We start from the raw sequence: 26,982 nt of genomic DNA on the forward strand, positions 1-26,982 counted from the left end.
GATGAACACCAACCTGGAGGGGCCGGCCCCCTCGTTCTCCGAAACGACGCGCGCCTTCGGCCGCATCGGCCTGCTGTCTTTCGGCGGGCCGGCCGGCCAGATCGCGCTGATGCACCGTATCCTGGTCGACGAGAAGCGGTGGCTGGACGAGAAGCGTTTCCTGCATGCGCTGAACTACTGCATGCTCCTGCCGGGGCCGGAAGCCATGCAACTCGCCACCTATGTCGGCTGGCTGCTGCATGGGGTGCGCGGTGGACTCGTGGCCGGGCTGCTTTTCGTTCTGCCGGGTGCGGCCATCATCGTGCTGCTGTCGGCTCTCTACGCCATGCTTGGCCACGTGCCGGTGATTCAGGGACTGCTGTTCGGCCTGAAGGCGGCGGTGCTGGCGGTGGTCCTGGAAGCGTTGATCCGGGTCGCCAGGCGGGCGATCGGCAGCCTGGCCATGGCGCTCATGGCGGTGGCCGCGTTCGTTGCGATCGCCTTCCTGAAGCTGCCGTTTCCCCTGGTGATCGGCGCGGCGGCCCTCGCCGGTGCGCTTGGCCATTTGTCCGGCGGGACCGGAGCAGGGGAGGCGAGACGAATAGACGATGTGGCGGCAATGCCCGAGTGGACCCAGCCGAGCGCGGTGCGTTTCGTGTCGACGCTCGCGGTCTGGCTGGCGATCTGGTTCGGCCCGCTGGTTGCGATCCTGCTGGTTTTTGGCAGGGGCCATGTGTTCGCCGCCGAGGCGGAGTTCTTCTCCAAGATGGCGACAGTCACTTTCGGCGGGGCCTATGCCGTGCTCGCCTATGTCGCCCAGCAGGCGGTCGAGATCCACGGCTGGTTGAAGCCGGACGAGATGCTGACGGGCCTCGGCCTCGCCGAGACGACCCCCGGTCCGCTGATCCTGGTGCTGGTGTTCGTCGGCTTTCTCGGTGGCGCGCGCCTGTCCGGCTGGGAGCCGCTGGCCGGTGGGATGATGGGCGCAGGGGTGACGCTATGGTTCACCTTCGTGCCGTGCTTCCTGTGGATTTTCGTCGGCGCGCCCTATGTCGAGACGCTGCGCGGCGTGCGCTGGCTGGCCGGCGCGCTGGCTGCGGTGACTGCCGCCGTCGTCGGCGTCATCGCAAGCCTGGGGCTCTGGTTTGCAATGCATGTGCTGTTCGCCGGCGTCGGCGATGTCGTGCTTGGTCCGCTGCATCTGCCGATGCCCCGGTTGGCGACGCTTGACGCCGCCGCGGCGCTGATCGCCTTCGGCGCGGGCGTCGCGCTGATCCGCTACAAGGCGAACATGATCGCGGTACTTGTCGTGGCGGCGCTCGCCGGTGTCGCGTGGACGCTGGTCTAGCGCTTCGCCGGCGCGGTCAGTCGAAGAGGCTGGAGACCGATTCTTCGGTCGCGGTCCGCGAGATCGCCTCGCCGATCAGGTCGGCGATGGACACGACGCGGATGTTGGCGGCGGCATCGACGCTGGAGGTCGGCTGGATCGAGTCGGTGATGACCAGTTCCTGCAGCTTGGAGCCGGCGATCCTGGCGACAGCGCCGCCCGACAGTACGCCGTGGGTGATGTAGGCGGTGACGCTGGTCGCGCCGTTGGCAAGCAGGGCGTCGGCCGCGTTGCACAGCGTGCCGCCCGAATCCACGATGTCGTCGATCAGCAGGCAGTCCTTGCCGCGCACGTCGCCGATGATGTTCATCACTTCGGACTCGCCGGGACGCTCGCGCCGCTTGTCGACGATGGAGAGCTGGGCGTCGATGCGCTTGGCGAGCGCGCGCGCCCGCACCACGCCGCCGACGTCGGGCGAGACCACCATGACGTTGGCCAGCTGCTTGTACTTCGCCTTCACGTCGCGGGCCATGACCGGGATCGAGAACAGGTTGTCGGTCGGGATGTCGAAGAAGCCCTGGATCTGGCCGGCGTGGAGATCGAGGGTGAGCACGCGGTCGGCTCCGGCCCGGGCGATCATATTGGCGACCAGCTTGGCCGAGATCGGCGTGCGGCCCGAGGCGCGACGGTCCTGCCGGGCATAGCCGAAATAGGGAATGACCGCCGTGATGCGCCGCGCCGAGGAGCGCATGAACGCATCGATCATGATCAAGAGTTCCATCAGGTGGTCGTTCGTCGGATAGGACGTGGACTGCAGGATGAAGACATCCTCGCCGCGCACGTTCTCCTGGATCTCGACGAAGATTTCCTGGTCCGCGAACCGTCTGACGCTTGCCTTTCCGATCGGGATATTGAGGTAGCGCGCTACTGCCTCGGCCAGCACCCGGTTGGAATTGCCCGCGAAAAGTTTCATGAAGCGTCTCGGCGGTGTTGCCTGGATGATGATCGGGCTTTTAGCGCCAAGCGCCGGCATTGCAAGCGCCAGACAGCAATTAACCCAAAGATTCGACGCCTGCCGCCGTCATCCGGTGCTGCTTGCGAGCCACGAAGTCAGTTGGTCGACCGTCGAATCCGCAATTGCCTGCATGGTTGCCGGCGGCACCGAGGCCCAGCCCTCGCCCTTGCCGGCCGGCGCTTTCTGCTGGCCGTTGATGCGATGGAGCCTGTTTCCGGCCGTGTCGTAGACGTCCCAGACGTAGATGACCGTGGTGCGGCCGCCCTCGGTCAGCGTCGAGAAGTAGCCCTTCAGAACATGGGTGGTCGACGGGTCGGCATTGCCGGCAAGCCTGATGCCGCGCGCCCGCGCGCGCTGGGCAAGCCGCTCGGTCAGCGGCGTGGCGGCGTCGACGGTGGCGCCGACGATCGGGTCGAAGCGCAAGCGGGTGCGCTGGGCGATGCCGGGGTTGAGCGGCGCGCCGGCGCCGGTCGACGCGGTCTGCACGGCCAGGCCGGCCTGCGTTTCCGACTGCAGATCACCCGGCGCGGGCGGCGAGGCAGCGATGGCCGAGGGTTCGAGCACGTCCTGGGTGCTCGAGCAGGCCGTTGCGGCAATCGCGGCAAGCAGCGATCCAGCCAGGAAAGGCAGTCGCTTCATGCCCCGGTCTCCCTCCAACGCGATACTAGACTTTGCTCAGTCAACGAGTTCCCCGAACCGCTCGGCGCTTTCGGGTCCGATGCTTAGCTGACAAATACGTGCAACATCGTCACCGCACGATCAAGTCGAGATCATGGCGCGACAGCGGTTTCGGCTGCGAATCGGTTGTCAGATAGGTGCGCCCCAGCGTCATCGCGGTCTCGGTTTCGGAGTCCATGATGATCATGTGGGCAAACAGCGTCATGCTGGGGGCGATCGGCTCGGGATTGCCCTGGTAGAACATCGGCATGTCCATCCACGCCGGCGCGAAGCGGGCGCCGAGCGAGTAGCCGCAGGCGTTCAGCCGGTGCTTGGTCAGCCCGTGCGCCTCCATGGTGCGGGCGTGGGCGTCGAAGACGTCGCCGAATGTGTTGCCCGGGGTCATCGCCTTCTCGACGGCGACGATGGCGTCCCTGGCCGCCTCGAACAGTTCGAGATGCCGCTTGGACGGCTTGCCGGTCAGGACCGTGCGCATCATGGCGGCATGGTAGTGGTGGAAGACGCCGGCCCATTCCAGCGTGAGCTGGTCGTTCTTGGTGAGCTTGCGGCGACCGGCCTTGTAGCGGCAGAGCAGGGCGTCCGGACCGGAGCCGATGATGAACTCGTTGGCGGGATAGTCGCCGCCGCCGGCGAAGATGGCGCCCTGCATGGCCGCCAGGATCGCCGCCTCGTCGCCGCCCTGCTTGATCAGCGGAAGGGCGGCGTCCAGCGCGTCGTCCGCCAGTTCGGCGGCCCGCTCCGCCTTCTTGACCTCGGCGGGGCTCTTGAACAGCCTGAGGCGGCCGACCATGCCGGACGCGTCGGCGATCTGCCCGAAGGTCTGGAGCTGTTCGTCGAGGCGGCGGCCGTTGAGCGCGGTCAGCCCATGCGTGTCGTACTCTATGCCGATGCGCTTGCCGAGCAGATCGAGGTCGTTGAGGAGGTTGCGCAGGTCGACGGCGGGGTTGGCGCCGTCGCGATCCGTCCAGACCACGATGTTCTCGATGATCGACGTGTGGCGGGCCTGGCGCAGGTCGGCCGAACGGGTGAGCAGAACCATCGAGCCGTCGGACTTCACCACCAACGACTGAAAAAAGCAGAAGCCGAACGTGTCGTAGCCGGTGAGCCAGTACATGCTATCCTGTGCGAACAGCAGAACGGCGTCGAGCTTCTTCTCGGCCATCTCGATCAGCAGCCGGTCGCGCCGGGCGTCGAATTCGGATCGTTCAAAATGCAGGGCCATCAAATCTGCTCCAGGACAATCGCGGAGATGTGCCGGCCATAATCCGATTCGGAGCGATGCGTGGCCCGGCGGTATGAATAGAAGAGATCTTCGTCGGCGTAGGTGCATCGGCCGAGCATGGCGGCCGCCACGCCCGCCGCGGCCAGGCGGTCGACCGTGTAGGCGTTCAGGTTGAACATGGCATGGCCGGGGTTTCTGGACGGCGTGAAGTAGCCGCTGTTGGCGGGATTGGCGGCGACGAAGCGGTCGACGAACTCGGGGCCGACCTCGTAGTTGACGGCGCTGATCGAGGGGCCGAGCACAGCGATAATATTGTCGCGGCGCGCGCCGAGCGTCACCATCGTCGCGATGGTGTTCTCGAGAACGCCGGTGAACGCGCCCTTCCAGCCGGCATGCGCCGCGCCGACGACGCGCGCCTCGGGGTCGGCGAACAGCACGGGGCCGCAATCGGCCGAGGAGGCGCCGACGGCGATGCCCGGCCGGTCGGTGACGATGGCGTCGACCTTCGGCCGGTCGCCCGGGAACGGCTCGCGCGCCACGATGACGTCAGGTGAATGCACCTGGTGGGCCGTCAGCAGGCGGTCGGCGGAGACGCCCATCCACTCGGCGATGCGGCGACGATTCTCGCGCACCAGTTCCTGGTCGTCGGCCGATCCGGAGCCCGTGTTCAGCCCGCGGTACAGGCCCTCCGACACGCCACCCACCCTGGTGAAGAAGCCGTGCCTGATGCCCGCCGGGGCGATCGCGTCGAGCAGCGGGGAACGGAGCGGATCCGGTCGTGTTCTCGTCAGCATGGCCGTCTTGTGCGTTTCGGAAAGGGGTTTCGTCAATACAGGAGCCACCTCCGCGAAACCGGGCGGAGAGTGGGCCAGCGGTCTGGCCAAGTCAACTCGCGCCGGGGAAGGGCGGGGCGTCGACCCCGGTCGGAAGCACGGCGAGCACCTTGAACAAATCCCCCATCTGGTCCGGTCCGGCGAGGCGCTCGACCTCGGATGCGATCTTTTCGCGCGCGGTTTCATCTGCGGCCTGTCCGAGCCGCCCGGCGCGCTCCAGCAGGCCCATGCCGAGCAGGAACTCCGCCTGTGTAGACATCTCGGCCTGCAACCCATGCGCTTGCGCGACGCGGGCCAGTGCCGCGAAGTCGACATGCGAGGTGAGGTCGGCCTGCCCGGGATCGCCGAACACGTCGGCCCCACGATGCCGGCGGACGGCCTGGAAGGTGTCGCCGAAACCGGGCGCGAGATGCCCGTAGTCGAAGAAGATGCCGGCGCCGCCCCGCCGCGCGATGCGGGCCCCGATCATCGCCATCATCGCCTCGCGCACGGGCGCGATCTCGAAGACGGTTCCGTCCGGCTTGCTCGCAGCCCCCGGCGGCAACGCGTCGGCGGCGAGTGTCGCCGTGCCGATCCCGAAGATGAACCCGCCATTGTCGCCGAGCCCGATCGCGCGCTCCAGCCATCTGCCGTCGCGCTTGACGAACTGGCGCAGCGGCAGAGCGTCGAAGATCTCGTTGCCGACGATGAACAGGGGGGCGTCGGGCAGGCTGTCGAGCGTATCGTGCCAGGTGAAGTCGGGGCCGGCGCCGGCAAGCGTCGCGCGCTGCACGGCCGCAAGACGCGGGCTGGCCTCGACCAGCGCAAAGCCCGCTCCCGCGCAGAGGTCGGGCGCGATGCGGCGCAGCGTGCGGGCCATGTCCTTCATCAGGGTGCCGCGCCCCGGCCCGACCTCGGCGACCGTCGCCTCGGGCGGACAGCCGGCGGCGCGCCAGGCTTCGCTAAGCCACACGGCGACCAGTTCGCCGAACATCTGGCTGACTTCCGGCGCCGTGACGAAATCGCCGGCGGCGCCGAAGGGTTCGCGATTCGTGTAGTAGCCGTCCTCGGGATCGAACAGGCAGATCGCCATGTAGTCCGCGACCGAGAGTGGCCCGGCAGCGCGGATCTGTCCGGCGATCCGCTCGGCTAGGCTGTTCATGCCCTGGCGGACTGCGCCGTCTGCGACCTCGAGCGCAGGATGGCCCAGAGGCCGAACAGCACCATCGGCGCCGACAGCACCATGCCCATCGTCAGCCAGCCGCCGGCGAGATAGCCGATATGGGCGTCGGGCTCGCGGAAGAACTCGACGAAAATGCGCGACATGCCGTAGCCGGCAAGGAAGGTGCCGGAGACGCAGCCGGGATTCTTCAGCCTCAGGAAGGTGTGCGTCAGCAATCGCATCGCCAGGAACAGGACGAGCCCTTCGAGCGCGGCTTCATAGAGCTGGCTGGGGTGGCGGGCGAATTCACCAGCGATGCACTGGCCGCCTCCCAACTCTCGAAGACGATCGTTGCAGAAGATGACGCCTGACGGGGCGTCGGTAGGCCTTCCCCAAAGCTCGGCGTTGATGAAATTGGTGACACGGACAAGGCCCAGTCCCACCGGCACGCCGGCGGAGATGACGTCGAACAGCGTCCAGATGCCGATCCCGCGCGAACGGGCGAACAGGATCATGGCGATCGTCACGCCGGCGAAACCGCCATGGAACGACATGCCGCCCTGCCAGACGGCGAAGATGTCGAGTGGATTGGCGAGGTAGCGGGCGAAGTCGTAGAACAGGATGTAGCCGACGCGGCCGCCGAGCACGACGCCGATTGCGGCCCAGACGAGGAAGTCGTCGATGTCCTCCGGCCGCATCGGCTTGACGCCCTCGGGCCACAGCCGCGGGTTGGTGACGAGGCGCCGGCCGTACCACCAGGCAAACAGGATGCCGACGACGTAGCCGACGCCGTACCAGTGGATGGCGAGGGGGCCGATCTGGACGATGACCGGGTCGATGTCGGGGAACGGCAAAGCCGCAAGCGGCAGCATCATGAGGTCGATCACTGGAGGTACTCCGCTCGTCAGTCGGCGCGGACCATGCTGCAGGGGCATGGCGGGGTCAAGGCGGGCGGATCGCCGCGCCGCCAAGGCTTGCATTCCGGCCTTCGCGCCACTAGGTCAAGCGAAGGCGCCACGAGATCCGCCCAGGAGATTTGCGATGTCGACCGGACCCAACCGCATCCTCGACGAATTCGCCAAGCTGTTGACCGACACCGCCGGCGCGGCCCAGGGCGTGCGCCGGGAAGTCGAGACGGCGTTCAGGGCGCAGGCCGAAAAGATGCTGAACTCCATGGATGTCGTGCAGCGCGAGGAGTTCGAGGCGGCGCGTGACATGGCGGTGAAGGCGCGGGCCGAAAACAAGGCGCTTGCCGCAAGGGTAGCCGAGCTTGAGGCGAAAATCGCGGCTCTGACTGGCTCCGCCGGAGGCGATACCAGTCCGGAAACGGCGTCCAAGCCGCGCGCAAAAAAATAATTTCTTAAACTTTTCCACAAAGCCCGATCGGCGAAAAGCGATTGTTCCTGAATCGCTTACCGGGGGTGCGTGAATCTTTGCCGAGAGCGGTTTCCACACCCGCGTAGGGCCTTGCCTCAAAAAGGGGCTGGTCACGCGACTCTGCATCAATAGACTGAATTTGTTGCATGATTCGAAGCCGGGTCATGCAGTGGGGTGTGGGGTCCGGCAGAAGGCCCGTCGTGTGTCCTGCCGTCTGAGTTCGATTACGAAATTGTTCGTCGTGTGCCCTTTGCGCGGAGCGCGTCGGGTGCTCCCGGAACGACAGGAAGATTTACATGGAACTGATCGAACTCGATATCGCCCGCGAGATCCATCCGGTGGATGTGATCGAGCAGGTGGCGCACAGCAACGACTGGGCCTTCGAGCGAACCGGTGACGATGAAATCTCGATCTCGGTCGCCGGTGGCTGGACGGACTACCACGTCTCCTTTTCCTGGATGGAGGATTTCGAGGCGCTTCACCTCGCCTGCGCCTTCGACATCAAGGTGCCGGAGACCCGTACGCTCGAGGTGATGCGGCTGCTTTCGCTCATCAACGAGCAGATGCTGTTTGGCCATTTCGACCTCTGGGAGCAGGAAGGCGCGATAATGTTCCGCCAGTCGCTGCTGCTGGCGGGCGGAGCGGAGCCGACCAGCGCACAGGTCGAGGTGCTGCTGTCCTCGGCGCTGGAGGCCTGCGAATGCTACTTCCAGTCGTTCCAGTTCGTCGTGTGGTCCGGCACGTCGGCCAAGGACGCGCTTTCAAGCGTGCTCTTCGAAACGCACGGCAACGCCTGACGCGACGATGCGTGCAACTGGCGAGCGGAAGGCGGAGATCAGCTTCGCGGACTTCGACCGGGTCGACATCCGCGCCGGCACGATCATCGAGGCCGAGCCGTTTCCCGAGGCGCGCAAGCCGGCGCTCAAGCTGAAGATCGATTTTGGCGCGCCGATCGGCGTGAAGAAGTCCTCGGCGCAGATCACCAAATACTACACGCCCGAGACGCTGGTCGGCCGGCAGGTGTTCGCGGTGGTCAATTTCGCGCCGCGCCAGATCGGCCCGTTCATGTCGGAGGTGCTGACGCTGGGCTTCCCCGACGAGCAAGGCGACGTCGTGCTGGGCGCCATCGAGCGCAAGGTGCCGGACGGCGGCGGGCTGTTTTAGGCGGCTTTCGCTGCCACGGCGGACGCCCGCGCGGCGCAGATGTTGTCCATGTACATCTCCGCGCACGCAGTCCAGGTGTAGCGCAAGGCGCGCTCCCGGGCCGCGGCGCGGTCGACGTCGAGCGCAGTCAGCGCCGCCTGCCGCAAATCTTCCGAGACGATGCCGCCGAAACCGTCGCCGACGATGTCGATCGGGCCGGTCACCGGGAAGCCGGCGACCGGGGTGCCGCTCGCCAGCGCTTCGATGATGACGTTGCCGAATGTGTCGGTGCGGCTCGGAAACACGAAGACATCCGCCGACGCATAGAGGCGGGCAAGTTCGTTATTGGGCCTGTGGCCGAGGAAATGCGCGTCCGGATATTTTGCTTTGAGACGTTCGAGTTCAGGACCCTCGCCGACGACCAGCTTGCTTCCCGGAAGGTCCAGGTCGAGGAAGGCGGGCAGGTTCTTCTCCACCGCGACGCGGCCGACGCACAGGAAGATCGGGCGTGGAAAGTCGAGGTCGTCGCGCTTGTCGGGGCTGAAATGCTCGACATCGACGCCGCGCGTCCACGGCTGCAGCTTGTCGAAGCCGCGCGTCTCGAGGTCGCGCGCCATCGACGGCGTCGCCACCATCGTGCCGTTGCCGGAATTGTGGAAGTTCCGCAGCCAGCGGTAGGTCCAGTCCTGCGGGATGGGCAAGCGGGCGGCCACATATTCGGGAAAACGGGTGTGATAGCTCGTGGTGAACGGCAGGCCGCGCGCGCGGCAGTAGCGCCGCGCCATCATGCCGAGCGGACCCTCGGTCACGATGTGCACGTGGTCGGTCTTGCTTTCGTCGATCAGCCGGCACACCCGGCCGGGCGTCGTCAGCGCCAGCCTGATGTCCGGATAGGTCGGCATCGGCAGCGTCTTGAACCGGGCCGGCGTGAGGAACTCGACCGTGACGCCGAACGTCTGCAGCGTGGCGGTCAGTCGCTCGAGCGTATGGACGACGCCGTTGACCTGCGGCCGCCAGGCGTCGGTGACCATCAGGATGCGTTTCGGGCCATCGACCCAGCGCGCGACGGCGCGACCGTCCCGGGCCTTTTCGAACGAGCTCGGATCGGCGCTGATTCGAACCTGGTGCATGGCGCGCCTTTGAGCATCGTTTCATGACATGCGCATGAATCGGCCGAAGGCGCGGGAATGCCGGGTTCCGGTCAGTTCCGGTGATGGACCTCCTGCAGCCCGTAGACAGGTGTCGGGATGCCCTCCATGCGCGCCTTCAACTGCAGCGCCAGGAACAGCGAGTTGTGGCGCGACTGGTGCAGGTTTCCGCCGTGGAACCACAAGGCGGCCTGCTGGGTCGGCTTCCACATGTTGCGCGGCTCGCCTTCCCAGGGACCGGGATCCTTGGTCGTGTCCGAGCCTAACCCCCAGACCCTGCCGACGCGGTCGGCGACCTCCTGGCTCACCAGGTCGGCCACCCAGCCGTTCATCGACCCGAAGCCGGTGGCGTAGACCACGAGATCGGCGGGCAGGGCGGTGCCGTCCTCCAGGACCACCGACGTCTCCGTGAAGTGGTCGACCTGGCCGACCTTCAGCTTGATCTTGCCGTCGATGATCATCTGGCTGGCGCCGACGTCGATGTAGTAGCCCGAGCCGCGGCGCACATACTTCATGAAAAGGCCGGATTCGTCGTCGCCCCAGTCGAGCAGGAAGCCGCTGTCGGCGAGTGCCGCGTAGAAGTCGGCGTCCAATGCGCGGATGTTGTCGTAGATAGGCTTCTGGAACTCGGGCATCAGCCGGTAGGGAACCGAGGCCGAGATCAGGTCGGCCTTCTCGGTGGTGATGCCGTCGGCCAGCGCCTTTTCGGAATAGAGGAGGCCGGTGGCAAGCTCGGTCAGCGGTTCGGAGCGGACCACGTGGGTCGGCGAGCGCTGAACCATCGTGACGTCGGCGCCGGCCGACCAAAGTGCTGCGCAGATGTCGTGCGCCGACGTGTTGGAGCCGATCACCACCGCGCGCTTGCCTGCGTAGCCGTCAGGCCCGGGATGCCGCGAGGAATGGTGCAGGTCGCCCTTGAAGACGTCCTGGCCCGGAAGCTCGGGGACGATGGGCTTGCTGGCCATGCCGGTCGCGAAGACCAACTGCTTCGGCCGCAGTTCGATCGTCTCGCCGGCCCGGTCGACGATGACGGACCATTCGCCCTTCGCCTCGTCGTAGCTGGCGCTTTTTGCCTCGGTCGAGCCCCAATAGTTCAGTTCCATGACCCTGGCGTACATCTCGAGCCAATCGCCGATCTTGTCCTTCGGCGAAAAAACCGGCCAGTTCGCAGGAAACGGCAGATAGGGCATGTGATCGTACCAGACCGGGTCGTGCAGACAGAGCGACTTGTAGCGCTTGCGCCAGCTGTCGCCGGGACGTTCGTTCTTCTCGACGATGATCGTCGGCACGCCGAGCTGCTTCAGGCGTGCGCCGAGCCCAATGGCGCCCTGGCCGCCGCCGATGATGAGGCAATAGGGTTGGCGCGAACGGCCGAGTTCGGCGGTTTCCGCCTCGCGTTCCTCCTGCCAGCTCGCGGCATCCATGTCGGAACGGTGGGGGACGCCGAGCGGACGGGCGGAACCGAGCGGCTCCTCATGGCCCTTGAGCTCGACCATGCTGGTTAGCAGGGTCCAGACCAGGCCGTTCTTGAGCCTGACATGGCCAATGCCGCGAGCCACTCCCGTTTCGAAGGTGAACCAGCCTTCGAGCAGGCCGCCGGTTTCGCTGGCGTCCTCGCCGGGCGCTCTCGTCCAGCCGGACGGGGCGGTGGCGTCGAGCTGGTTCTCAAGCATGTCGCGGATCGCATCCTTGCCTTCGAGCGTCCTGATGTTCCAGGTGAACGTCACTAGGTCGCGCCAGTAGCAGTCGTCCCGGAACAGGGCTGTCGCGGCATCGATGTCGCGCGCCGCAAGCGCACCGCCGAAGCGGTCGAGGAACTCCGACAGTTTCGCATTCGCAGTCTTTTCGAGCATGTCTCCTCCGGGCCTTGGCTATCGTCCGCCTCCTGGCTCCTCCCAGGCAGCACGCCGCACAGTATCGGCAAGATCGCCGCTTGCGCCAGACCGATGTTGCCTGATGCAGGATCGTGGATGGATGAACTGCCGGCCGGGCTGAAGACGTGGCTCAGGCCGGAACGCGAATGATAACCCGCAACCCGCCGAGCGGACTGTTGTCGAGCGTGATGTCGCCGCCGTGGCTGCGCGCGATGTCGCGGGCGATCGGCAGGCCGAGCCCCGTGCCGCTGGAGTCGAGGTTGCGCGCTTCGTCGAGCCGCACGAAGGGCTTGAAGACATCCTCGCGGCGCTCCTCGGGCACGCCTGGACCGTCGTCGTCGACGATGACGGTCAGCGAGCCCCTGGTGTGCACGGCGTCGACGCGGATATTCTCCGCGTAGCGCAGCGCGTTGCCGACGACGTTCGCGAGCAGCCGCAAGAAGGCGTTGGGGCGCACATGGATCGTCGGGTCGCCGGCGAGCGATGTAGTCAGCCCCCGCTGCCTGAGCTCCGCTTCCTTGCCGAGCGTCTCGAAATAGCCGGCGAGGTCGAAGCGGCCAGGATCCTCGGCCGCTTCGCCGCGGGCAAATTCGAGATAGCCTTCCAGCATGGACTGCATGTCGTCAATGTCGCGGTTCAGCGCCGCGATGTCGGGCTTCGAACCGGACAGCGCAAGCTGCAGCTTGAAGCGCGTCAGGATGGTCCTGAGGTCATGGCTGACGCCCGACAGCATGGCCGTGCGCTGCTCGATCTGGCGTTCGATGCGTTCGCGCATCTGGATGAAGGCGAGACCGGCCCGGCGCACCTCCTCGGCGCCGCGCGGGCGGAAGTCCTGCGGCATCGGTCGCCCCTTGCCGAAACTCTCCGCGGCTTCTGCGAGCTTGAGGATCGGCTTGATCTGGTTGCGCAGGAAGGGGATCGCGATCATCAGCAGCACGAGCGACGTGCCGACCATCCAGACGAGGAAGATGTGGGTGTTGGACGCATAGGCCTGGTTGCGCCGGATGAAGGCGCGAAGGACCTTGCCCTCGAGCTGTATGCGCACCTCGAGGACGTCGGAATCGCCGACCGTGTCGATCCAGAAGGGGCGGTCGATGCGCCTGGTGATCTCGGCGGACAGGATCTGGTCGAGGATCGAGAAGAATGGCTTGCGCCCGGGCGGGGGCAACGGGTCCGGCGGCAGGATGTCGATCTTCATCGACAGCCGCTCCTGTGCGATGCGGATCGCATTGGAGTAGTCGGCATCGTGCGGATAGGTCTCGATCATGTCGATGATCGCGGCCAGATCGCGCGTCGTGGCGGTCGACAGGCGTTGCGTGACCGTCTGCCAGTGGCGCTCCATGAAGACCAGCGTGACGACCGACTGGAGCAGGATCATCGGCGTGATGACGATGATCAGCGATCGTGCGTAGAGCCTTTTCGGCATGTAGATGCCGACGCGGCGCCAGAACCGGTTCCAACTCGACGAGACGACGCCGGACGCGCGCTTGAAGCGCGCGAGCAAGCCGCCGCCTTCCTGCTTTCCCCGCGCCTCGATCTCGGTGGTCGCCATCGTGGTTCCATTCGCGCCGGCCTCGTCTTGAGACCGCGACGCTCATACTAGGCTACGCGGCTCGGTTCGGAAACCGTTCGGCCAGGCGCCAGGTTTCAAAGCGCATGTTGCGCGATCGCCGCGTTTCGGCAGGGCCGGCACCGCACCCGGTGTCTTTTCGGGCAATTCTATGCGCAAATGCGCCGTCGTTTGCACGTATTTCGTTTCATTCAGCCGAACATGCCATGACCGTCCTAGGCTACGATCTGCTCAGCATCTTTCCGCTCCTCAACCTCGTCCTGACGCTGGTCGTCATGGCGCGCATCGTGCTCCGACCCAATCGGACGCCGGCCTCGCGCGTCGCCTGGCTCGTGGTCGTCGGCGCGGTGCCGCTCGTCGGCATGGTGGCGTACCTGCTGCTGGGGGAGGTGAGCATCGGCCGACGCCGCGTCGCCAGGGTGCGCGAGGCGCTGGCCCGGATGCCGGCATACATCGAGGGTGACGACGAAATCGTCCCCTGGCGGTTCAGGAACCTGTTCCGGCTCGGCCATTCGATCAGCGGCTTCCGGCCGATCGGCGGCAACAAGGGAACGCTGCTCGCCGATTCCAACGCGACGATCGACGCGATGGTCGCCGACATCGACGCCGCGAAGAACCATGTACACCTGCTGTTCTACATCTGGCTTGCCGACAACAACGGACGCAAGGTGATCGAGGCGCTGGAGCGGGCGGCGGCGCGTGGTGTGACCTGCCGGGTGATGGTCGACGACATCGGCTCGCGCGCGCTGGTCCGTTCGCCGCACTGGCAGGCGATGCGCGACGCCGGCATCCGGACCGCAAGCGGCCTGGCGGTGGGCAATCCGCTTCTGCGGCTGATGACCAGCCGCATCGACCTGAGGAATCACCGCAAGATCGTGGTGATCGACGGATGGATCACCTATTGCGGCAGCCAGAACTGCGCGGATCCGGAATTCAGGGTGAAGGCGCGCTATGCGCCCTGGGTCGATGCCGTGGTCCGCTTCGAGGGGCCGATCGCGCACCAGAACCAGCTGCTGTTCGCGGGCGACTGGATGGCGGGCGTGAAGGAAGACATCGGGTATCTGCTGACGCCGTCGCCGCCGCCAGAGGACACGACATCGATGCCGGCCCAAGTGATCGGCACCGGGCCGACCGTGCGCTATTCGGCGATGCAGGAAATCTTCCAGTCGCTCCTGCTTTCGGCGCGACGCGAAGTCATCATCACGACGCCCTACTACGTTCCCGACGACGCGCTGCAGAACGCTATTTGCGCGACGGCATACCGCGGCGTCGACACGACCATAATCTTTCCGGCGCGCAACGATTCCATGATCGTGGCGTGGGCCAGCCACAGCTACTACGCCGACCTTCTGGCGGCAGGGGTCAAGATCCACGAATATGTCGGCGGGCTGCTGCACACGAAGTCGCTGACGGTCGACGGCGAACTCATGCTGATCGGATCGGCGAACATGGATCGCCGCAGCATGGACCTCAACTACGAGAACAACATCCTCGTCCACGACCGCGAACTGACGCAGGCGATGCGTGCGCGCCAGAAGGAGTACATCGCGCATTCGAGGGAGGTGACGCGCGGCCAGGTGGCGCGCTGGTCGCTGCCGCGCAGGCTGCTCAACAACACCATTGCCATTCTCGGCCCGCTGTTCTGACGGGCGGACTACTCGATGCTGAGCCGGTAGCCGACGCCGCGGACGGTCTGCAGCCAGACCGGGTTGGCCGGATCACGCTCGATCTTGCGGCGAAGGCGGTTGATCTGCACGTCGATCGTGCGTTCGCCGACATCGGCCTCTCCGGCCACGAGTTCGTGGCGGGGAATGGTCTCGCCGGCGCGACCGGCGAATATGGCGAGGATCTCTCGCTCGCGGTCGGTCAGCTTCAGCGGCTCGCCGCCGCGCTTCAGCTCGCGCCGGGCGATCTGGAACGTATAGGGGCCGAAGACGAGCTGCTCGACCTTGGGTGTCGCGGCCGGTCCGCCGCGTCTCAGGATGTTGCCGATGCGCAGGATGAGCTCGCGCGGGTCGAACGGCTTTGGCAGATAGTCGTCGGCGCCGGCCTCGAGCCCGGCGATGCGGCTGTCGGTCTCGGACAGCGCCGTCAGCATCAGGATGGGAACGTCCTTCTGCGCACGCAGCGACTTGGTCAGGTCGACGCCGTTCTCGCCCGGCATCATGACGTCGACGATCAGCAGGTCGAAATCGAGCCCTTCGAGCTTGCGGCGGGCCTCGGCGGCGTTGCCCGCGACCGTCACTCGAAAGCCGTTTTCGCTGAGATACTGCTTGAGCAGGTTGCGGATGCGGGTGTCGTCGTCGACGACGAGCAGATGCGGCGCGTCGTCTCCGGGGGGCGTGGCGCCTGCGGCCCTGTCACTGGTTTCCATCGGTCTTCCCCGCGCTTGGCCCGGCGCCGCCGGACGGCAGACTGTCGAACTGGGTCCTGAGTTCGGGATTGACCATGGCCTTCAGGAAGCGCTCGATGGCGCTCCGGTCGGCGGCATTCCCTCCCTGCAGCGCTTCATGGATGCGGCGCGACTGTGGCCTTGCTAGGGCGAGCGCCAGCGCGCGGCCCTTGGCTGTCGGGTAGAGCTCGCGCTGGCGGCGGTCGCGAGGACCCTGGACCTGGATGACATGGCCGGTGTCGATCAGCTGCTTGAGCACGCGCGCAAGGCTCTGCTTGGTGATCTTCAGCACGTCCAGGAGTTCGGCCACCGTCAGGCCGGGCATCCGGTTGACGAAATGCAGCACACGGTGATGCGCCCGGCCAAAGCCGTAGTCGGCAAGGATCTCGTCCGGGTCGGAGGTAAAGTCGCGGTAGGCGAAAAAGAACAGTTCGATGATTGCAAAATCGATGCCGTCGTCGCTGGTGATGGCGGTCCTGATCGGTTTCGAGGCGCTCTCGGCCATGTGTCATCCTAGCTCGATTCCAAAATACGTCAGCACCATTGACATATTTTTGGAGCTCTGGTAATTTTTGCCAAGGTATTCGGCCGATTGCGAACGAAAAGGCAAGCAGCTTCCGGTTTTTCCGGAATTTCCGCAAATTTGCCTTCGTGGTCGCGATCCGCCAAGCTTTGGCCGCGCAGTGATGCTATCTGCCCGGCCTGTATCGAGAGATCAACGATGGATCGGGCGCGGACCCGCGGGAGGAACTCCAAATGACAACGTCCTTCGACAAGCTCGACGGATTCATCTGGATGAACGGGGAGTTCGTCCAGTGGGCGGATGCGAAGATTCACGTGCTGACGCACGGCCTGCACTATGCCAGCGCCGTGTTCGAGGGCGAGCGCGCCTATGGCGGCGAGATCTTCAAGCTCACCGAGCATACCGAGCGGCTGCATGAATCGGCGCGCATTCTCGGCTTCAAGATTCCCTACAGCGTCGAAGAGATCGACGACGCCTGCCGGACGCTGCTCAAGAAGCAGGGCTTCAAGGACGCCTACGTTCGGCCGATCGCCTGGCGCGGCAGCGAGCAGATGGGCGTTTCGGCGCAGAACAACCGCATCAACTGCGCCATCGCGATCTGGCAGTGGCCGAGCTATTTCGACCCGGCCCAGAAACTGAAGGGCATCCGGCTCGACATCGCCGAATACCGCCGTCCCGACCCGCGTACGGCGCCATCGAAGTCGAAGGCGGCCGGCCTCTACATGATCTGCACGATCTCCAAGCACGCCGCCGAAGCCAAGGGTTATGCCGACGCGCTGATGTTCGACTGGCGCGGCCAGGTTGCCGAGGCGACCGGTGCCAACGTGTTCTTCGTCAAGGATGGCAAGATCCATACGCCGAAGCCCGACTGCTTCCTCGACGGCATCACGCGCCGCACGGTGATCGACCTTGCGAAGCGTCGCGGCATCGAGGTGATCGAGCGGATCATCATGCCCGAGGAAATGGAAGGTTTCGAGCAGTGCTTCCTGACCGGAACGGCCGCGGAGGTGACGCCGGTCTCCGAGATCGGGCCCTACAAATTCACGGTCGGCACGATCGCCGAGACACTGATGAACGACTATTCCGCCGAGGTGCAGCCGAAGCACGCCATCGCTGCGGAATAGTATTTCACCCGACCTGTCTCAAGGGGCGGCCGTTCGGCCGCCCCTTTTGCTTGTGCTCGGCCATGTTTGACTTTCGTAGCAGTCGGCGTCTGATTGTCGGGCCGATTCGTGCGAAATCGGCTTTCCTGGAGGACTGGCAATGGAAGCGCTTCTTCCAATCATCATACAGGTGGTCACGGGTATCATCGGCGGCCAGGCGGTCGGCGCGGCGTTGAAGCAGGCAGCAATGGGGCAATTGCCGAAGATCCTGGCCGGCGCGGTCGGCGGTCTCGGCGGCGGCGCCATTCTGGGAAGTCTACTCGGCGGCGGCGCCGGCATGGACCCGGCCACGACAGGCGCGATGGGCGGTCTGCTGGGCGACGTGGTCGGCGGCGCCGGCGGCGGCGCCATCCTGACGGCGATCGTCGGCGCCGTTATGGGCGCGATGAAGAAGTAGCCTCGCGGCGCTGCCCACAAAGATCTCTGCGGGCGGCCTCTGGGGCCGCCCGTTTCATTTGCGCTGGCGCGCCGATCGCACTATCCCGTCCCGAAACGTCCTGGACAATGCGCAAGCGAGGAACTCCGCATGGGTCAACTCAACGCCGGGGTGGTGCCGGTCACGCCGTTCCAGCAGAACTGCACGATCCTGTTCGACACCGACGACAAGACCGGCGTCGTCGTCGATCCCGGCGGAGACGTCGATACGATTCTCGGCGTCATCAAGGAGCACGGCATCAAGGTCGTGGCGATCTGGATCACGCACGGACACATCGACCATGCCGGCGGGGCGATGGACCTCAAGGAAGCGCTCGGGGTCGACATCATCGGCCCGCACGAGGCCGACACGCCGCTGCTCGACAACATCGAAGACCAGGCCAGGCGGTTCGGGTTGAGCGACGGCGCCCGCAACTGCCAGCCCGACCGGTTCCTGAACGAAGGCGAAACAGTCTCCTTCGGGAGCCACGTGTTCGAGGTCCTGCACTGCCCGGGGCACGCGCCGGGCCATGTGGTGTTCTACAATCGCGACGCCCGTTTCGCGCATGTCGGCGACGTGCTCTTTCGCGGCTCGATCGGGCGCACGGACCTGCCGGGCGGCGACCATGACGCGCTGATCCGCTCGATCAAGGAGAAGCTCCTGCCGCTCGGCGACGACGTCGGCTTCATCTGCGGGCACGGACCGGGCGGGCGGCTCGGCGAGGAGCGGCGCGGAAATCCCTTTCTGGTCTGAAACCCGGATCGCCCCCGGCGGGGGCGGCGGCCGGGGCGATCCCGGGCTGAACTTGTGTTACGGGCGTCAGTCGGCGACGCAGAAATGCTCGCGACCGTCATAGCCGGTGAAGGTGCCGCTGCGCGGCTTGAAGCTGCGGTAGCGGTCGGAGCAGTAGTCGTACCATGCGCGGCTCCACGGCTCGAGACCGCCTGCATAATCGTCGTAGACCGGTTCGGGGTAGTCGCGGACCGGGTAGCGCGGGACGTCGCGGTATGGCTCGACGTAGACCGGCGCCGGGCGCGACGCGAGCCCGACGGCGAGCGCGCCGGCCGCCAGCCCGAGGATGCCTGCCACGGCGAGATCGTTGCCGCCGGAATGATAGTGCCGGCCCGAATGCCGCCAGTATCGGTCGCCGGCGCTGGCCGCCGGCAAGGTGGCAAGCGTGGTGGCGCCGACCGCCAGGGACAGAACGACGGTCTTCAGTAGCCTGTTCATAGTCGTCTCCTTTGCACCGGCCCGAAGAAGGCCCGGTCATGGAACGCAGACTATGAAGACCAACGTGAATGCTGCCTGAACGATGTCCGACGGTCGGAAGAGGCGGCGTACGAAGCCACCGCCCGCCAAGATGCCGGCTAAAATCTCGGCAACGACTGCCCTTTGAGAGAGTTCGTGGCGGCTGTTGCCGCCACGAAGGTCAGATGACGGTCAGGTTGACCGCCTTGGGACCCTTGCCGCGCTTGTCCGGTTCGGTATCGAAACTGACCTTCTGGCCGTCCTCAAGCCCCGGCAAGCCGGACGCCTGTACTGCCGAAATATGGACGAAAACGTCTTTCTCTCCGCCTTCCGGCGTAATGAAGCCGAACCCCTTGGCGTGATTGAAGAACTTGACTGTGCCGGTCTGCGGCATGGGAAACTCCTCTATCCCAGTCTGCTTGCCGGCCGAACCCTCATCGACCGGCTCCGGCATCCGCCGGGGGATATGGGAAGGTTCTTCCGCATGGGACTTTTCGTCCTCTGTCTACGGTACGCCTGGACCCCTGTTTCCGGGCGCAGTCCACTTCCGTCTCCGGGCCGGCACATGCCCGAGCCCAAATTTTTCCTTCATTTTTGGTCCACGGGCAAGCGGAAACTTGACCCAGCCAGGTGACCCCACGTCCGCCTTTCGTTGCACGGCCGCGCCGAAACAGGTGCCGAACACGATCGCCGCAGCGAGAGGGGGCACCCCAAACGGAAACGGGGAACGGCGATATCGCGCCGTTCCCCGTTTTCATTCCGAAGCCGCCGGAAGCGGCGTCACACTTCAGTCGGCGCGCAGGTTGACCGCCTTCGGGCCTTTGCCCATGCGGTCGGGCTCAACGTCGAAGGTGACCTTCTGCCCGTCAACGAGCGTGTGCAGGCCGGACTTCTCGATTGCGGAAATGTGGACGAAGACGTCCTTGGCGCCGCCGTCCGGCGTGATGAAGCCGAAACCCTTGGTTGCATTGAAGAACTTCACGGTACCAGTCTGGGACATGGATAACTCCTTCGCCCGTTGCTCGTCTGGTCCCAGATCCGCCGCATCGCCCGGCGGTCAGGGCCCGGTTCTGTCTTGGCGGCCGTGCATTCACGCACAGATATACCCCCCGCCAAAGCGAGGCGTCAGAAATTCACATTTACGGGGAAAGGGCCGATCAAACGTTCCAGTCTCCGGGTCAGCAAACGCCCGAACGGCGGTTTTTATGGCATGGAACCAAAGCGCTGACAAGCCGATTGCCGTCACGGCATGGCCGAGGACCACCATGCACAGCCCGCCGGACGTGCCTTGCCTTGCCTCCGTTCATCGTGAAGGATCGCCTGTCTGTTGCCAGGCAACGAAGAGGAGAGCCGGCATTTATGGATAGTGTAATTTTTCTACGTGGCGTTGTAGCCGCGCTCGGCGCGCTGATCCTTCTTTCGGCCTGTACCGTCGTTGTCGAGGAGCCGGGACCCGGTCCCGGTCCCGGATATTGCACGCGCGACTACCGGCCGGTCTGTGCCCTGGCCGCTGGCGAGCGGCGGACCTTCGCCAACGCCTGCCTGGCCGATCGCGCGGGCTACCGCGTCGTCCATCGCGGCGAATGCCGGCGCGGGAACAATGAAGGCGAGCAGCGCTTCTGCACCCGGGAGTACCGGCCGGTCTGCGCACAGCGGCGCGGGCAATTGCGCACCTTCGGCAATGCCTGCGAGGCGGACGCCGCCGGATGGCGCGTCGTCGGCCGGGGCGAGTGCTGACGCGAAACGGTTCCCGGCGGCCGAGAGTCAGGGCTCGCCGCCGCCCGGCTGGACCTGGATGAACGCCTCGAAACCGCCGAAGATCAGGCGCTTGCCGTCGAAGGGCATCGTGTCCCTGTCGCCCTGCATGCGCTCGTCATCCATCACCAGCTTGAGGATGCGGTCGCGCTCGTTCCTGGATTCGTAGGTCACCCACGCGAAGACCACGACCTCGTCGTCCCTTGCCTGCACCGCGCGCGGGAACGAGGTCAGTTCGCCGTAGGGCACGTCGTCGCCAATCGCCTCGACGTAACTCAGTGCGCCGTGGTCCATCCAGACCGTGCCGGCCCTGCGGGCCATATCCTTGTATTCGTCCAACCGCGCTTTCGGCACGGCGAGCACGAAACCGTCTACATAGGCCATGATCGTCTCCATCGTTGTCCCTTCAAGGACGAACGAGCCGGCGTCGATCCGACACCGGCCCGTTCTGTCTGGAAGACTTCCTGGATCAGTAGACGCAGTAGCGGACAGGCCCGATGAAGGCGCATTCGCGTCCGCCGGGGCCGTCCCAGCGGCGCAGCACGCGAACGCGGCAGTCCGGGCCGACGTGGCGGTGCAGGACGCGGCCGTATCCCGGCACGAAATGCCGCCGCGCGTCCCGATGGCAGTCGCGCGATCCGTTGCCGTCGACGCGGACGGGCCGGCAGTCCCGGCGATGGCGATGCGTCACGGTGCGTCCGTATTCCGGCACATAATGCCGGCGGACGTCTGAATGGCAGCCGCGGACCGGCACCACGAGGGTCTGGCCCGAAGGCTGGGAGGCGGGCAGAGGCGCCGCGCCCGCGGGCGCGACGAAGGCGAAGCTGGCGGCCACAAAGGCCGCCCATGCAAGGCGTAGCAGATTCATGGAAGGTTCCTCGAAATGCGTCCCAATACCCCCAGAACGCATCTACGCGAAAAAGGTTCAGGCAGGGAAGGCCGGGCCGCGTCGATACGGGCTGCGAGGCGAACGGCTCCGGGCACCTACGCTGGTCAGCTGCCCGGCCTGCCGGTCTTGCCTGTGCGCTTCCTGCGCTCCTTCTCCTCGGCCGGGTCTTCGTAGGAACCGGCGCCGATCCTGGCGCGCTTCACCGGCTTCACGCTTTCCACAGGCTTCTCGGTACGGCGCACCGTCATCTCGTCGAGGCTGTTCTTCCGGAACAGCGACCTGCCGTCGTCGGGCACGCCATAGTCGGAACCATGCGCCTCGGCGGCGCTCTGCCTCTTGAACAGCGAACGCGACACGGCGCCCGCCGGCGTCGCCATGTCGGTGCCCGGGCCCATCTCGTCGATATCAGGCTTGCGGAACAGGTTGGGCCGGCTGGCCCTGGCCGCTTCTTCGGCGGCGCGCGCGGCGTCGAGCTTGCGGAAACGCTCCTGCTCCTCGGTCGTGCGGTGCCTGGCAACGCCCTTGTTGTGCTTGCCCTTCTCGCGGCCGGACGCCGGGCTCTGGCCCTCTACCTCGCGCGCCAGTGGATCGTCGGAGATCGAAAGCTCCAGCTCGGTCAGGCGCTTGATCTCGTCTCGCAGCCGCGCGGCCTCCTCGAAGTTGAGGTCGGCGGCGGCGTCGCGCATCTTTTTCTGCAGGAATTCCAGATGCGCCTTGAGATTGTTGCCGACCATCGCGCCTTCGTCGGCGAAGGCGGTGATCTCGGGCCGGACGTGATCCTTCTCGTAGACGGAATCGAGGATGTCGGCGATGCGCGACTTAACGCTTTCGGGCGTAATGCCGTTCGCCTCGTTCCAGGCGAGCTGCTTCTCGCGGCGGCGGTTGGTTTCGGCCATCGCCCGCTCCATCGAGCCGGTGACGGTGTCGGCGTAGAGGATGACCTTGCCGTCGACGTTGCGCGCAGCGCGTCCGATGGTCTGGATCAACGATGTCTCCGAGCGCAGGAACCCTTCCTTGTCGGCGTCGAGGATTGCGACGAAGCCGCATTCGGGGATGTCGAGGCCCTCGCGCAGCAGGTTGATGCCGACCAGCACGTCGAAGGCGCCGAGGCGAAGGTCGCGCAGGATCTCGATGCGCTCCAGGGTATCGATGTCGGAATGCATGTAGCGCACGCGCACGCCGTTCTCGTGCAAGTACTCCGTCAGGTCCTCGGCCATGCGCTTCGTCAGCACGGTGACCAGCGTGCGGTAGCCGGCCTGGGTGGTGGCGCGGATCTCGCCGACCACGTCGTCGACCTGGGTCTTGGCCGGGCGCACCTCGACGGGCGGGTCGATCAGCCCGGTCGGCCGGATGACCTGTTCTGCGAACACGCCGCCGGCCTCTTCCATCTCCCAGCCGCCGGGCGTCGCCGACACGGCGACCGAGAGCGGGCGCATCGCGTCCCACTCCTCGAAACGCAGCGGACGGTTGTCCATGCAGGAGGGCAGGCGGAAGCCGTACTCCGCCAGCGTCGCCTTGCGGCGGAAGTCGCCGCGATACATGCCGCCGATCTGCGGGATGGTGACGTGGCTCTCGTCGATGAAGATCAGCGCGTTGTCCGGCACGTATTCGAACAGCGTCGGCGGCGGCTCGCCGGGCCTTCGGCCGGTCAGGTAGCGCGAATAGTTCTCGATGCCGGCGCAGGAGCCGGTCGCCTCGAGCATCTCCAGGTCGAAGCGCGTGCGCTGCTCCAGCCGCTGCGCCTCGAGAAGACGTCCAGCCTTTTCAAGCTCTTGCAGGCGATGCTGCAGCTCTTCCTTGATCGACTTGATGGCTTGATTCAACGTCGGACGCGGTGTGACGTAGTGGGAGTTGGCGTAGATCTTCACGCTCTTCAGGTCGCCGGTCTTCTGGCCTGTGAGCGGGTCGAACTCGGTGATGCTCTCGATCTCGTCGCCGAACATGGAGATGCGCCAGGCCGAATCCTCGAGGTGGGCCGGGAAGATCTCGATGGTGTCGCCGCGCACGCGGAACGAGCCGCGCACGAAGTTGATGTCCTGGCGCTTGTATTGCTGGGCGACGAGGTCGGCGAGCAGCTGGCGCTGGTCGAGCCGGTCGCCGACCGACATCTGGAAGGTCATCGCGGTATAGGTCTCGACCGAGCCGATACCGTAGATGCAGGACACCGAGGCGACGATAATGACGTCGTCGCGCTCCAGGAGCGAGCGCGTCGCCGAGTGGCGCATGCGGTCGATCTGCTCGTTGATCGAGCTTTCCTTCTCGATGAAGGTGTCGGTGCGCGGGACGTAGGCCTCCGGCTGGTAGTAGTCGTAGTAGGAGACGAAATACTCGACAGCGTTGTCGGGGAAGAACTTCTTGAACTCGGCGTAGAGCTGGGCGGCCAGCGTCTTGTTGGGGGCGAGGATCAGCGCCGGGCGCTGCGTTTCCTCGATCACCTTCGCCATCGTGAAGGTCTTGCCAGAGCCGGTCACGCCGAGCAGCACCTGCGTGCGCTCCGCATCGTCCACGCCGGCGACGAGATCCTTGATCGCGGTCGGCTGGTCGCCGGCCGGCTCGAAGTCCGAGACCATCTTGATGGCGACGCCGCCTTCGGATTTTTCGGGCCGTGCTGGGCGGTGCGGCACCCAGAGTTCGCCGTTCTTGTGCAGCGGGTTGCCGCTCTCGATCAGGTCGGAAAGCGCCTTGACGGTGGCGGTGACGCCGGTCGAGGACAGCTTCTCGACGTCCTCCAGCGCAATGTCGAGGCCGGCGACCGGGTTGAGGCCGGCCGCCGCGCGCTCCTTCGGGGTGGCTGCCCCGCCCATCGAGGTGCCCCGGCCGGTCCGGGTCGGGGCGGAGGAGCGCTCGGGGATCTTCCTTGACGGTTTGGCGGGAGCCTGCTCCGCCTGCCTGGCGATGTCTTCGGCCCAGTCCGAAATCGAGCCCGACAGCGGCCGTCCGGCGAGATCGGGCTGCGGCGCCTCGCCGAGACCGCCGCGCTCAAACGGCTCGGCGGCGTCGAGATAGTCGGTCAGCGGACTGCCGCGCCGGCGGTATCCGCCATTGTCATCTGCCGCCCGAGGGCGCGCCTTCGTTCCTGGGGTTTTGGCCATGCCGCGAATATGGGGTGAGAACGCCCGAATGGAAAGTGGCAGTTGGCCTTGGGGAGCGCGCCAGGCGGCCATCCTGACAGCAGGTTGTCAGGAGCCGCGGCGGCCGCTTGCAAAACCGGCCGGAAAGCGATCAGGTCGCAGCCGTGTCCAATTTTCCGCTGTCCTACAGGCTGTCCTGGCTGCCGAGGCTCGTGAAGCCTTCGCTCGCCGCTGGGGGGCGTCGTTTCGGGCCGATCGAGGCGCGATGGCTGCAGCCGCGACAGGCAGTTCGGCTGCTGTTTGCCGGGGACATATCCGCCGTCGCCAGCCGCGAGCCGCCCGAGGTGGACCCTTCGTTGTGCGCGCTGTTCGAGGCCGCCGATCTCGTCGTCGCCAATTGCGAGAGCCCGGTGGTGGAGCGGCCGGCCTTTCCGGTCGCGACCCGGCTCGGCCTTCGCCATGCCATGACGCCGGCCTTCGTGGGCAAGGTGCTGGTCGCGGCCGGCATCGCGCCGGCGCGGCTCGTGCTGTCGCTGGCCAACAATCACGCGCTCGACCAGGGGCCGTTGGGGTTCGAGCGGACGGCCGAGGCGCTCGCCGACCTCGGGGCAAGGACGATCGGCGCGGCCGCGAAGGGGCAGGTGCAGCGCATCGACGCGGGTCCCCTGGCACTCGGTTTCCTTGCCTTCACGCAGTGGCGAAACGGCGGCGCGGCGGATTATGCCGGGCGCGTCGCCATGACCAAAGACGTTGCCGGAGGTTTCGCGGTTGCGCCTAGCGTCGATGTCCTCTGCGCCATGCCGCACTGGGATCGCGAGTTCCGACATTTCCCGCAAGCCACCACCCGAGCCCTGGCAGGTCGGCTGACGGGGCAGGGGGCAAACCTGATCGTGGGCGGCCATGCGCATGTCGTGCAGCCGGTGGAACGGATGGGCCAGACGCTGGTCGCCTACGGGCTTGGAGACCTGCTCGGAACGGTGATGGCGAGCCCGCCATGGCCGCTCAGGATCGGCGCGCTGCTCTCGGTCGAGATGAGCACCGACGCGGACACATGGGGCCGGGTGGCGGCGCACAGGGTCATTCCGTTCCTGCGCGAGAGACAAGGGCGGCGCGAGCGGCTGCGCCCGGTCAGGCCGGAAGATCGCGCGGCGGCGCTCGTTTCGCGCATCTTCGTGCCGAAAACCGGACAAACCGCGGCAAAACAGCTATAGGTCCGTGACCGGTCCCGAGACGGATGACGCCATGCATGCACAGGACATGATGCCGGACGCCGAGGCCATCGGGGAGATCAAGGCCGAACTCGAACGCTACCGCGCCGAAAGGGCGCGTACCCGCCGCTCGGCATGGTGGCGCGTGGCGGTTTTCGACGGACTGGTGCTGGCAGCGGTCGTGCTGCTGGCGCTTCTGTTCAACCGTTTCGCCGACCCAAGGGAACAATGGCTGTCGGCGCCCCACCTGTTCCTCTACCTGCTGGGCTTCGCGGTCCTTGTCGTGGGCCATGTCGTGTGGCGCCGCCGCCCCGCGCGGCACGAGCAGTCGTTGCGCGCCAGCATCATGCCGAAGATATTCAGTTTCATCGAGGATATCCGCTATCGCCGAGGCGTCACGCCGGCGTCATTCGCACGCCTGCCGCGGGAGGCGGTGGAGTCGTTCGACCGGGAACGCTTCGACGACGTGATATCGGGCCGCCACGAGGATTTTTCCTTCGAACTCTACGAGGCGGTCCTGAGCGAGGGGTCGGGCGACACCCGGTCGGAGGTCTTCAGGGGCGTCGTCGTGGCGTTCGGGACGATCACGCGCTTTCCAGGCCTGCTCGTCGCGGCGCACAGGACGGACAAGGCGTCCGTCGGCTTCTTGCGCGGGCTGTTCGGCGACAGGCTGGAGGAGTTGAAGAGCGGCGTCGCCGCGCTCGACGAGATCTACGAGTTCCGCTCGGACAATCCCGATGCGGCGCGTCCGCTGGTTACCGGCAAGCTTGCGCGGGCGCTGGAATGGCTCGCCGAAACCTGGCCGGAAAGTCCGGCGCGGCTGGCGCTGCGGGAGGGCGACGGGTTCCTGCTCATTCCTTTGGCACGGAACCTGTTCGAACTGCCGGCCGATGGTGAGCCGATCGACTACACGGCGCATGTCGAGCCGATGATCGCCGACTTGGCCGCCTTGCTGGCGACCGCAGCGCTGGTGCGCAAGGCCGGGTCGGCGGACCCGAAAACAGAGTAGGC

Annotated in this window: 28 protein-coding genes; 11 read left to right on the top strand and 17 right to left on the bottom strand. The window is 66.1% G+C overall.

The genetic code is table 11. The features are described from left to right. Position 1 precedes the first annotated feature (1 nt). Positions 2-1,327: a chromate efflux transporter gene (chrA, locus tag ABUE31_RS01280; protein ID WP_367721661.1), complete on the top strand. Its 1,326-nt coding sequence runs from the start codon at positions 2-4 to the stop codon at positions 1,325-1,327. A gap of 16 nt (positions 1,328-1,343) precedes the next feature. Here chrA and ABUE31_RS01285 read toward each other — a convergent pair whose 3' ends face one another. The 6 genes from ABUE31_RS01285 to lgt form a co-directional block, all read right to left on the bottom strand. Beyond that, positions 1,344-2,279: a ribose-phosphate pyrophosphokinase gene (locus tag ABUE31_RS01285; RefSeq protein ID WP_367721662.1), complete on the bottom strand. Its 936-nt coding sequence runs from the start codon at positions 2,277-2,279 to the stop codon at positions 1,344-1,346. A gap of 108 nt (positions 2,280-2,387) precedes the next feature. Then, entirely contained in the window at positions 2,388-2,960 is a 573-nt protein-coding gene (locus tag ABUE31_RS01290) for a hypothetical protein (protein ID WP_367721663.1), read from the bottom strand. 109 nt (positions 2,961-3,069) lie between these two features. Beyond that, positions 3,070-4,221 (bottom strand): M24 family metallopeptidase, encoded by a 1,152-nt coding sequence (locus tag ABUE31_RS01295; protein ID WP_367721664.1) that lies wholly within the window; start codon positions 4,219-4,221, stop codon positions 3,070-3,072. Next, complete coding sequence (gene pgeF / locus ABUE31_RS01300; RefSeq protein ID WP_367722495.1) at positions 4,221-5,015, bottom strand: peptidoglycan editing factor PgeF; 795 nt, start codon at positions 5,013-5,015, stop codon at positions 4,221-4,223. The genes ABUE31_RS01295 and pgeF overlap by 1 nt, the downstream gene beginning before the upstream one ends. A gap of 91 nt (positions 5,016-5,106) precedes the next feature. Beyond that, positions 5,107-6,195: a class I SAM-dependent methyltransferase gene (locus ABUE31_RS01305; protein WP_367721665.1), complete on the bottom strand. Its 1,089-nt coding sequence runs from the start codon at positions 6,193-6,195 to the stop codon at positions 5,107-5,109. Next, complete coding sequence (gene lgt / locus ABUE31_RS01310; RefSeq protein WP_367721666.1) at positions 6,192-7,082, bottom strand: prolipoprotein diacylglyceryl transferase; 891 nt, start codon at positions 7,080-7,082, stop codon at positions 6,192-6,194. Before lgt ends, ABUE31_RS01305 begins: the two co-directional genes overlap by 4 nt. A 154-nt stretch (positions 7,083-7,236) precedes the next feature. Between lgt and ABUE31_RS01315 the strand changes: the two genes are divergently transcribed. The 3 genes from ABUE31_RS01315 to ABUE31_RS01325 all read left to right on the top strand — a co-directional run bounded on the left by ABUE31_RS01315 (position 7,237) and on the right by ABUE31_RS01325 (position 8,736). Continuing rightward, the gene (locus ABUE31_RS01315) at positions 7,237-7,551 is read left to right on the top strand and encodes an accessory factor UbiK family protein (protein WP_367721667.1); all 315 of its coding nucleotides are present in this window, start codon (positions 7,237-7,239) and stop codon (positions 7,549-7,551) included. A 317-nt stretch (positions 7,552-7,868) separates the two neighbouring features. Further along, positions 7,869-8,369, top strand: coding sequence for a type III secretion system chaperone family protein (locus ABUE31_RS01320; protein ID WP_367721668.1), 501 nt, complete (start codon positions 7,869-7,871; stop codon positions 8,367-8,369). A 7-nt stretch (positions 8,370-8,376) separates the two neighbouring features. After that, entirely contained in the window at positions 8,377-8,736 is a 360-nt protein-coding gene (locus ABUE31_RS01325) for a tRNA-binding protein (protein WP_367721669.1), read from the top strand. Here the strand turns inward: ABUE31_RS01325 and ABUE31_RS01330 are convergent. The 3 genes from ABUE31_RS01330 to ABUE31_RS01340 form a co-directional block, all read right to left on the bottom strand. Further along, positions 8,733-9,746 carry a glycosyltransferase family 4 protein gene (locus ABUE31_RS01330; RefSeq protein ID WP_367722496.1) on the bottom strand — a complete coding sequence of 338 codons (1,014 nt, stop codon included), beginning with the start codon at positions 9,744-9,746 and terminating at the stop codon, positions 8,733-8,735. The genes ABUE31_RS01325 and ABUE31_RS01330 overlap by 4 nt on opposite strands. Before the next feature lie 170 nt (positions 9,747-9,916). After that, the gene (locus tag ABUE31_RS01335; protein WP_367721670.1) at positions 9,917-11,716 is read right to left on the bottom strand and encodes an NAD(P)-binding domain-containing protein; all 1,800 of its coding nucleotides are present in this window, start codon (positions 11,714-11,716) and stop codon (positions 9,917-9,919) included. 151 nt (positions 11,717-11,867) lie between these two features. Continuing rightward, a complete protein-coding gene (locus tag ABUE31_RS01340) occupies positions 11,868-13,163 on the bottom strand; it encodes an ATP-binding protein (protein ID WP_367722497.1) in 1,296 nt (431 codons plus the stop codon). 350 nt (positions 13,164-13,513) lie between these two features. Between ABUE31_RS01340 and cls the strand changes: the two genes are divergently transcribed. Further along, entirely contained in the window at positions 13,514-14,953 is a 1,440-nt protein-coding gene (gene cls, locus ABUE31_RS01345) for a cardiolipin synthase (RefSeq protein ID WP_367721671.1), read from the top strand. An 8-nt stretch (positions 14,954-14,961) separates the two neighbouring features. Here cls and ABUE31_RS01350 read toward each other — a convergent pair whose 3' ends face one another. Further along, positions 14,962-15,681, bottom strand: a complete 720-nt coding sequence (locus tag ABUE31_RS01350; RefSeq protein ID WP_367721672.1) for a response regulator — start codon at positions 15,679-15,681, stop codon at positions 14,962-14,964. Next, positions 15,668-16,204 carry a MarR family winged helix-turn-helix transcriptional regulator gene (locus ABUE31_RS01355; protein ID WP_367721673.1) on the bottom strand — a complete coding sequence of 179 codons (537 nt, stop codon included), beginning with the start codon at positions 16,202-16,204 and terminating at the stop codon, positions 15,668-15,670. Before ABUE31_RS01355 ends, ABUE31_RS01350 begins: the two co-directional genes overlap by 14 nt. A gap of 251 nt (positions 16,205-16,455) precedes the next feature. On the opposite strand from ABUE31_RS01355, the gene ABUE31_RS01360 reads away from it, so the two are divergent. The 3 genes from ABUE31_RS01360 to ABUE31_RS01370 all read left to right on the top strand — a co-directional run bounded on the left by ABUE31_RS01360 (position 16,456) and on the right by ABUE31_RS01370 (position 18,553). After that, entirely contained in the window at positions 16,456-17,346 is an 891-nt protein-coding gene (locus tag ABUE31_RS01360; protein WP_367721674.1) for a branched-chain amino acid aminotransferase, read from the top strand. A 139-nt stretch (positions 17,347-17,485) separates the two neighbouring features. Continuing rightward, a complete protein-coding gene (locus ABUE31_RS01365) occupies positions 17,486-17,782 on the top strand; it encodes a hypothetical protein (protein ID WP_367721675.1) in 297 nt (98 codons plus the stop codon). Positions 17,783-17,911: 129 nt separating this feature from the next. Next, positions 17,912-18,553, top strand: a complete 642-nt coding sequence (locus tag ABUE31_RS01370; RefSeq protein WP_367721676.1) for an MBL fold metallo-hydrolase — start codon at positions 17,912-17,914, stop codon at positions 18,551-18,553. Between the two features lie 66 nt (positions 18,554-18,619). On the opposite strand, the gene ABUE31_RS01375 is transcribed toward ABUE31_RS01370, so the two are convergent. The 3 genes from ABUE31_RS01375 to ABUE31_RS01385 all read right to left on the bottom strand — a co-directional run bounded on the left by ABUE31_RS01375 (position 18,620) and on the right by ABUE31_RS01385 (position 20,048). Next, complete coding sequence (locus tag ABUE31_RS01375) at positions 18,620-19,030, bottom strand: BA14K family protein (protein ID WP_367721677.1); 411 nt, start codon at positions 19,028-19,030, stop codon at positions 18,620-18,622. A gap of 199 nt (positions 19,031-19,229) precedes the next feature. Next, positions 19,230-19,442 carry a cold-shock protein gene (locus ABUE31_RS01380; RefSeq protein WP_367721678.1) on the bottom strand — a complete coding sequence of 71 codons (213 nt, stop codon included), beginning with the start codon at positions 19,440-19,442 and terminating at the stop codon, positions 19,230-19,232. 393 nt (positions 19,443-19,835) lie between these two features. Then, entirely contained in the window at positions 19,836-20,048 is a 213-nt protein-coding gene (locus ABUE31_RS01385; protein ID WP_367721679.1) for a cold-shock protein, read from the bottom strand. A 359-nt stretch (positions 20,049-20,407) separates the two neighbouring features. On the opposite strand from ABUE31_RS01385, the gene ABUE31_RS01390 reads away from it, so the two are divergent. After that, complete coding sequence (locus ABUE31_RS01390) at positions 20,408-20,785, top strand: peptidase (RefSeq protein WP_367721680.1); 378 nt, start codon at positions 20,408-20,410, stop codon at positions 20,783-20,785. 27 nt (positions 20,786-20,812) lie between these two features. Here the strand turns inward: ABUE31_RS01390 and ABUE31_RS01395 are convergent, their stop codons facing one another. From ABUE31_RS01395 to uvrB, 3 genes are all read right to left on the bottom strand, one after another. Next, positions 20,813-21,187: a DUF1428 domain-containing protein gene (locus ABUE31_RS01395; RefSeq protein ID WP_367721681.1), complete on the bottom strand. Its 375-nt coding sequence runs from the start codon at positions 21,185-21,187 to the stop codon at positions 20,813-20,815. Between the two features lie 85 nt (positions 21,188-21,272). Beyond that, positions 21,273-21,671: a hypothetical protein gene (locus tag ABUE31_RS01400; RefSeq protein WP_367721682.1), complete on the bottom strand. Its 399-nt coding sequence runs from the start codon at positions 21,669-21,671 to the stop codon at positions 21,273-21,275. A 125-nt stretch (positions 21,672-21,796) separates the two neighbouring features. Continuing rightward, positions 21,797-24,784: an excinuclease ABC subunit UvrB gene (uvrB, locus tag ABUE31_RS01405; protein ID WP_367721683.1), complete on the bottom strand. Its 2,988-nt coding sequence runs from the start codon at positions 24,782-24,784 to the stop codon at positions 21,797-21,799. A 143-nt stretch (positions 24,785-24,927) separates the two neighbouring features. Between uvrB and ABUE31_RS01410 the strand changes: the two genes are divergently transcribed. Further along, positions 24,928-25,974 carry a CapA family protein gene (locus ABUE31_RS01410; RefSeq protein ID WP_367721684.1) on the top strand — a complete coding sequence of 349 codons (1,047 nt, stop codon included), beginning with the start codon at positions 24,928-24,930 and terminating at the stop codon, positions 25,972-25,974. 31 nt (positions 25,975-26,005) lie between these two features. Next, positions 26,006-26,980: a hypothetical protein gene (locus ABUE31_RS01415; RefSeq protein ID WP_367721685.1), complete on the top strand. Its 975-nt coding sequence runs from the start codon at positions 26,006-26,008 to the stop codon at positions 26,978-26,980. The last annotated feature ends 2 nt before the right edge of the window (positions 26,981-26,982 follow it).

It is taken from the genome of Mesorhizobium marinum, from assembly GCF_040813675.1.
In the GTDB taxonomy this organism is placed as follows: Bacteria; Pseudomonadota; Alphaproteobacteria; order Rhizobiales; family Rhizobiaceae; genus Mesorhizobium_K; species Mesorhizobium_K marinum.

What these genes read in the sequence shown, in the direction of transcription:
- chrA (WP_367721661.1), top strand. Translation starts at nt 2, where the DNA reads ATGAACACCAACCTGGAGGGGCCGGCCCCCTCGTTCTCCGAAACGACG.
- cls (WP_367721671.1), top strand. Translation starts at nt 13,514, where the DNA reads ATGACCGTCCTAGGCTACGATCTGCTCAGCATCTTTCCGCTCCTCAAC.
- ABUE31_RS01395 (WP_367721681.1), bottom strand. Translation starts at nt 21,187, where the DNA reads ATGGCCTATGTAGACGGTTTCGTGCTCGCCGTGCCGAAAGCGCGGTTG.
- ABUE31_RS01330 (WP_367722496.1), bottom strand. Translation starts at nt 9,746, where the DNA reads ATGGTCACCGACGCCTGGCGGCCGCAGGTCAACGGCGTCGTCCATACG.
- ABUE31_RS01350 (WP_367721672.1), bottom strand. Translation starts at nt 15,681, where the DNA reads ATGGAAACCAGTGACAGGGCCGCAGGCGCCACGCCCCCCGGAGACGAC.
- pgeF (WP_367722495.1), bottom strand. Translation starts at nt 5,015, where the DNA reads ATGCTGACGAGAACACGACCGGATCCGCTCCGTTCCCCGCTGCTCGAC.
- ABUE31_RS01355 (WP_367721673.1), bottom strand. Translation starts at nt 16,204, where the DNA reads ATGGCCGAGAGCGCCTCGAAACCGATCAGGACCGCCATCACCAGCGAC.
- ABUE31_RS01305 (WP_367721665.1), bottom strand. Translation starts at nt 6,195, where the DNA reads ATGAACAGCCTAGCCGAGCGGATCGCCGGACAGATCCGCGCTGCCGGG.
- ABUE31_RS01290 (WP_367721663.1), bottom strand. Translation starts at nt 2,960, where the DNA reads ATGAAGCGACTGCCTTTCCTGGCTGGATCGCTGCTTGCCGCGATTGCC.
- ABUE31_RS01390 (WP_367721680.1), top strand. Translation starts at nt 20,408, where the DNA reads ATGGATAGTGTAATTTTTCTACGTGGCGTTGTAGCCGCGCTCGGCGCG.
- ABUE31_RS01365 (WP_367721675.1), top strand. Translation starts at nt 17,486, where the DNA reads ATGGAAGCGCTTCTTCCAATCATCATACAGGTGGTCACGGGTATCATC.
- ABUE31_RS01385 (WP_367721679.1), bottom strand. Translation starts at nt 20,048, where the DNA reads ATGTCCCAGACTGGTACCGTGAAGTTCTTCAATGCAACCAAGGGTTTC.
- ABUE31_RS01320 (WP_367721668.1), top strand. Translation starts at nt 7,869, where the DNA reads ATGGAACTGATCGAACTCGATATCGCCCGCGAGATCCATCCGGTGGAT.
- uvrB (WP_367721683.1), bottom strand. Translation starts at nt 24,784, where the DNA reads ATGGCCAAAACCCCAGGAACGAAGGCGCGCCCTCGGGCGGCAGATGAC.
- ABUE31_RS01325 (WP_367721669.1), top strand. Translation starts at nt 8,377, where the DNA reads ATGCGTGCAACTGGCGAGCGGAAGGCGGAGATCAGCTTCGCGGACTTC.
- ABUE31_RS01375 (WP_367721677.1), bottom strand. Translation starts at nt 19,030, where the DNA reads ATGAACAGGCTACTGAAGACCGTCGTTCTGTCCCTGGCGGTCGGCGCC.
- ABUE31_RS01380 (WP_367721678.1), bottom strand. Translation starts at nt 19,442, where the DNA reads ATGCCGCAGACCGGCACAGTCAAGTTCTTCAATCACGCCAAGGGGTTC.
- ABUE31_RS01315 (WP_367721667.1), top strand. Translation starts at nt 7,237, where the DNA reads ATGTCGACCGGACCCAACCGCATCCTCGACGAATTCGCCAAGCTGTTG.
- ABUE31_RS01370 (WP_367721676.1), top strand. Translation starts at nt 17,912, where the DNA reads ATGGGTCAACTCAACGCCGGGGTGGTGCCGGTCACGCCGTTCCAGCAG.
- ABUE31_RS01415 (WP_367721685.1), top strand. Translation starts at nt 26,006, where the DNA reads ATGCATGCACAGGACATGATGCCGGACGCCGAGGCCATCGGGGAGATC.
- ABUE31_RS01285 (WP_367721662.1), bottom strand. Translation starts at nt 2,279, where the DNA reads ATGAAACTTTTCGCGGGCAATTCCAACCGGGTGCTGGCCGAGGCAGTA.
- ABUE31_RS01340 (WP_367722497.1), bottom strand. Translation starts at nt 13,163, where the DNA reads ATGCCGAAAAGGCTCTACGCACGATCGCTGATCATCGTCATCACGCCG.
- ABUE31_RS01360 (WP_367721674.1), top strand. Translation starts at nt 16,456, where the DNA reads ATGACAACGTCCTTCGACAAGCTCGACGGATTCATCTGGATGAACGGG.
- ABUE31_RS01335 (WP_367721670.1), bottom strand. Translation starts at nt 11,716, where the DNA reads ATGCTCGAAAAGACTGCGAATGCGAAACTGTCGGAGTTCCTCGACCGC.
- ABUE31_RS01400 (WP_367721682.1), bottom strand. Translation starts at nt 21,671, where the DNA reads ATGAATCTGCTACGCCTTGCATGGGCGGCCTTTGTGGCCGCCAGCTTC.
- ABUE31_RS01295 (WP_367721664.1), bottom strand. Translation starts at nt 4,221, where the DNA reads ATGGCCCTGCATTTTGAACGATCCGAATTCGACGCCCGGCGCGACCGG.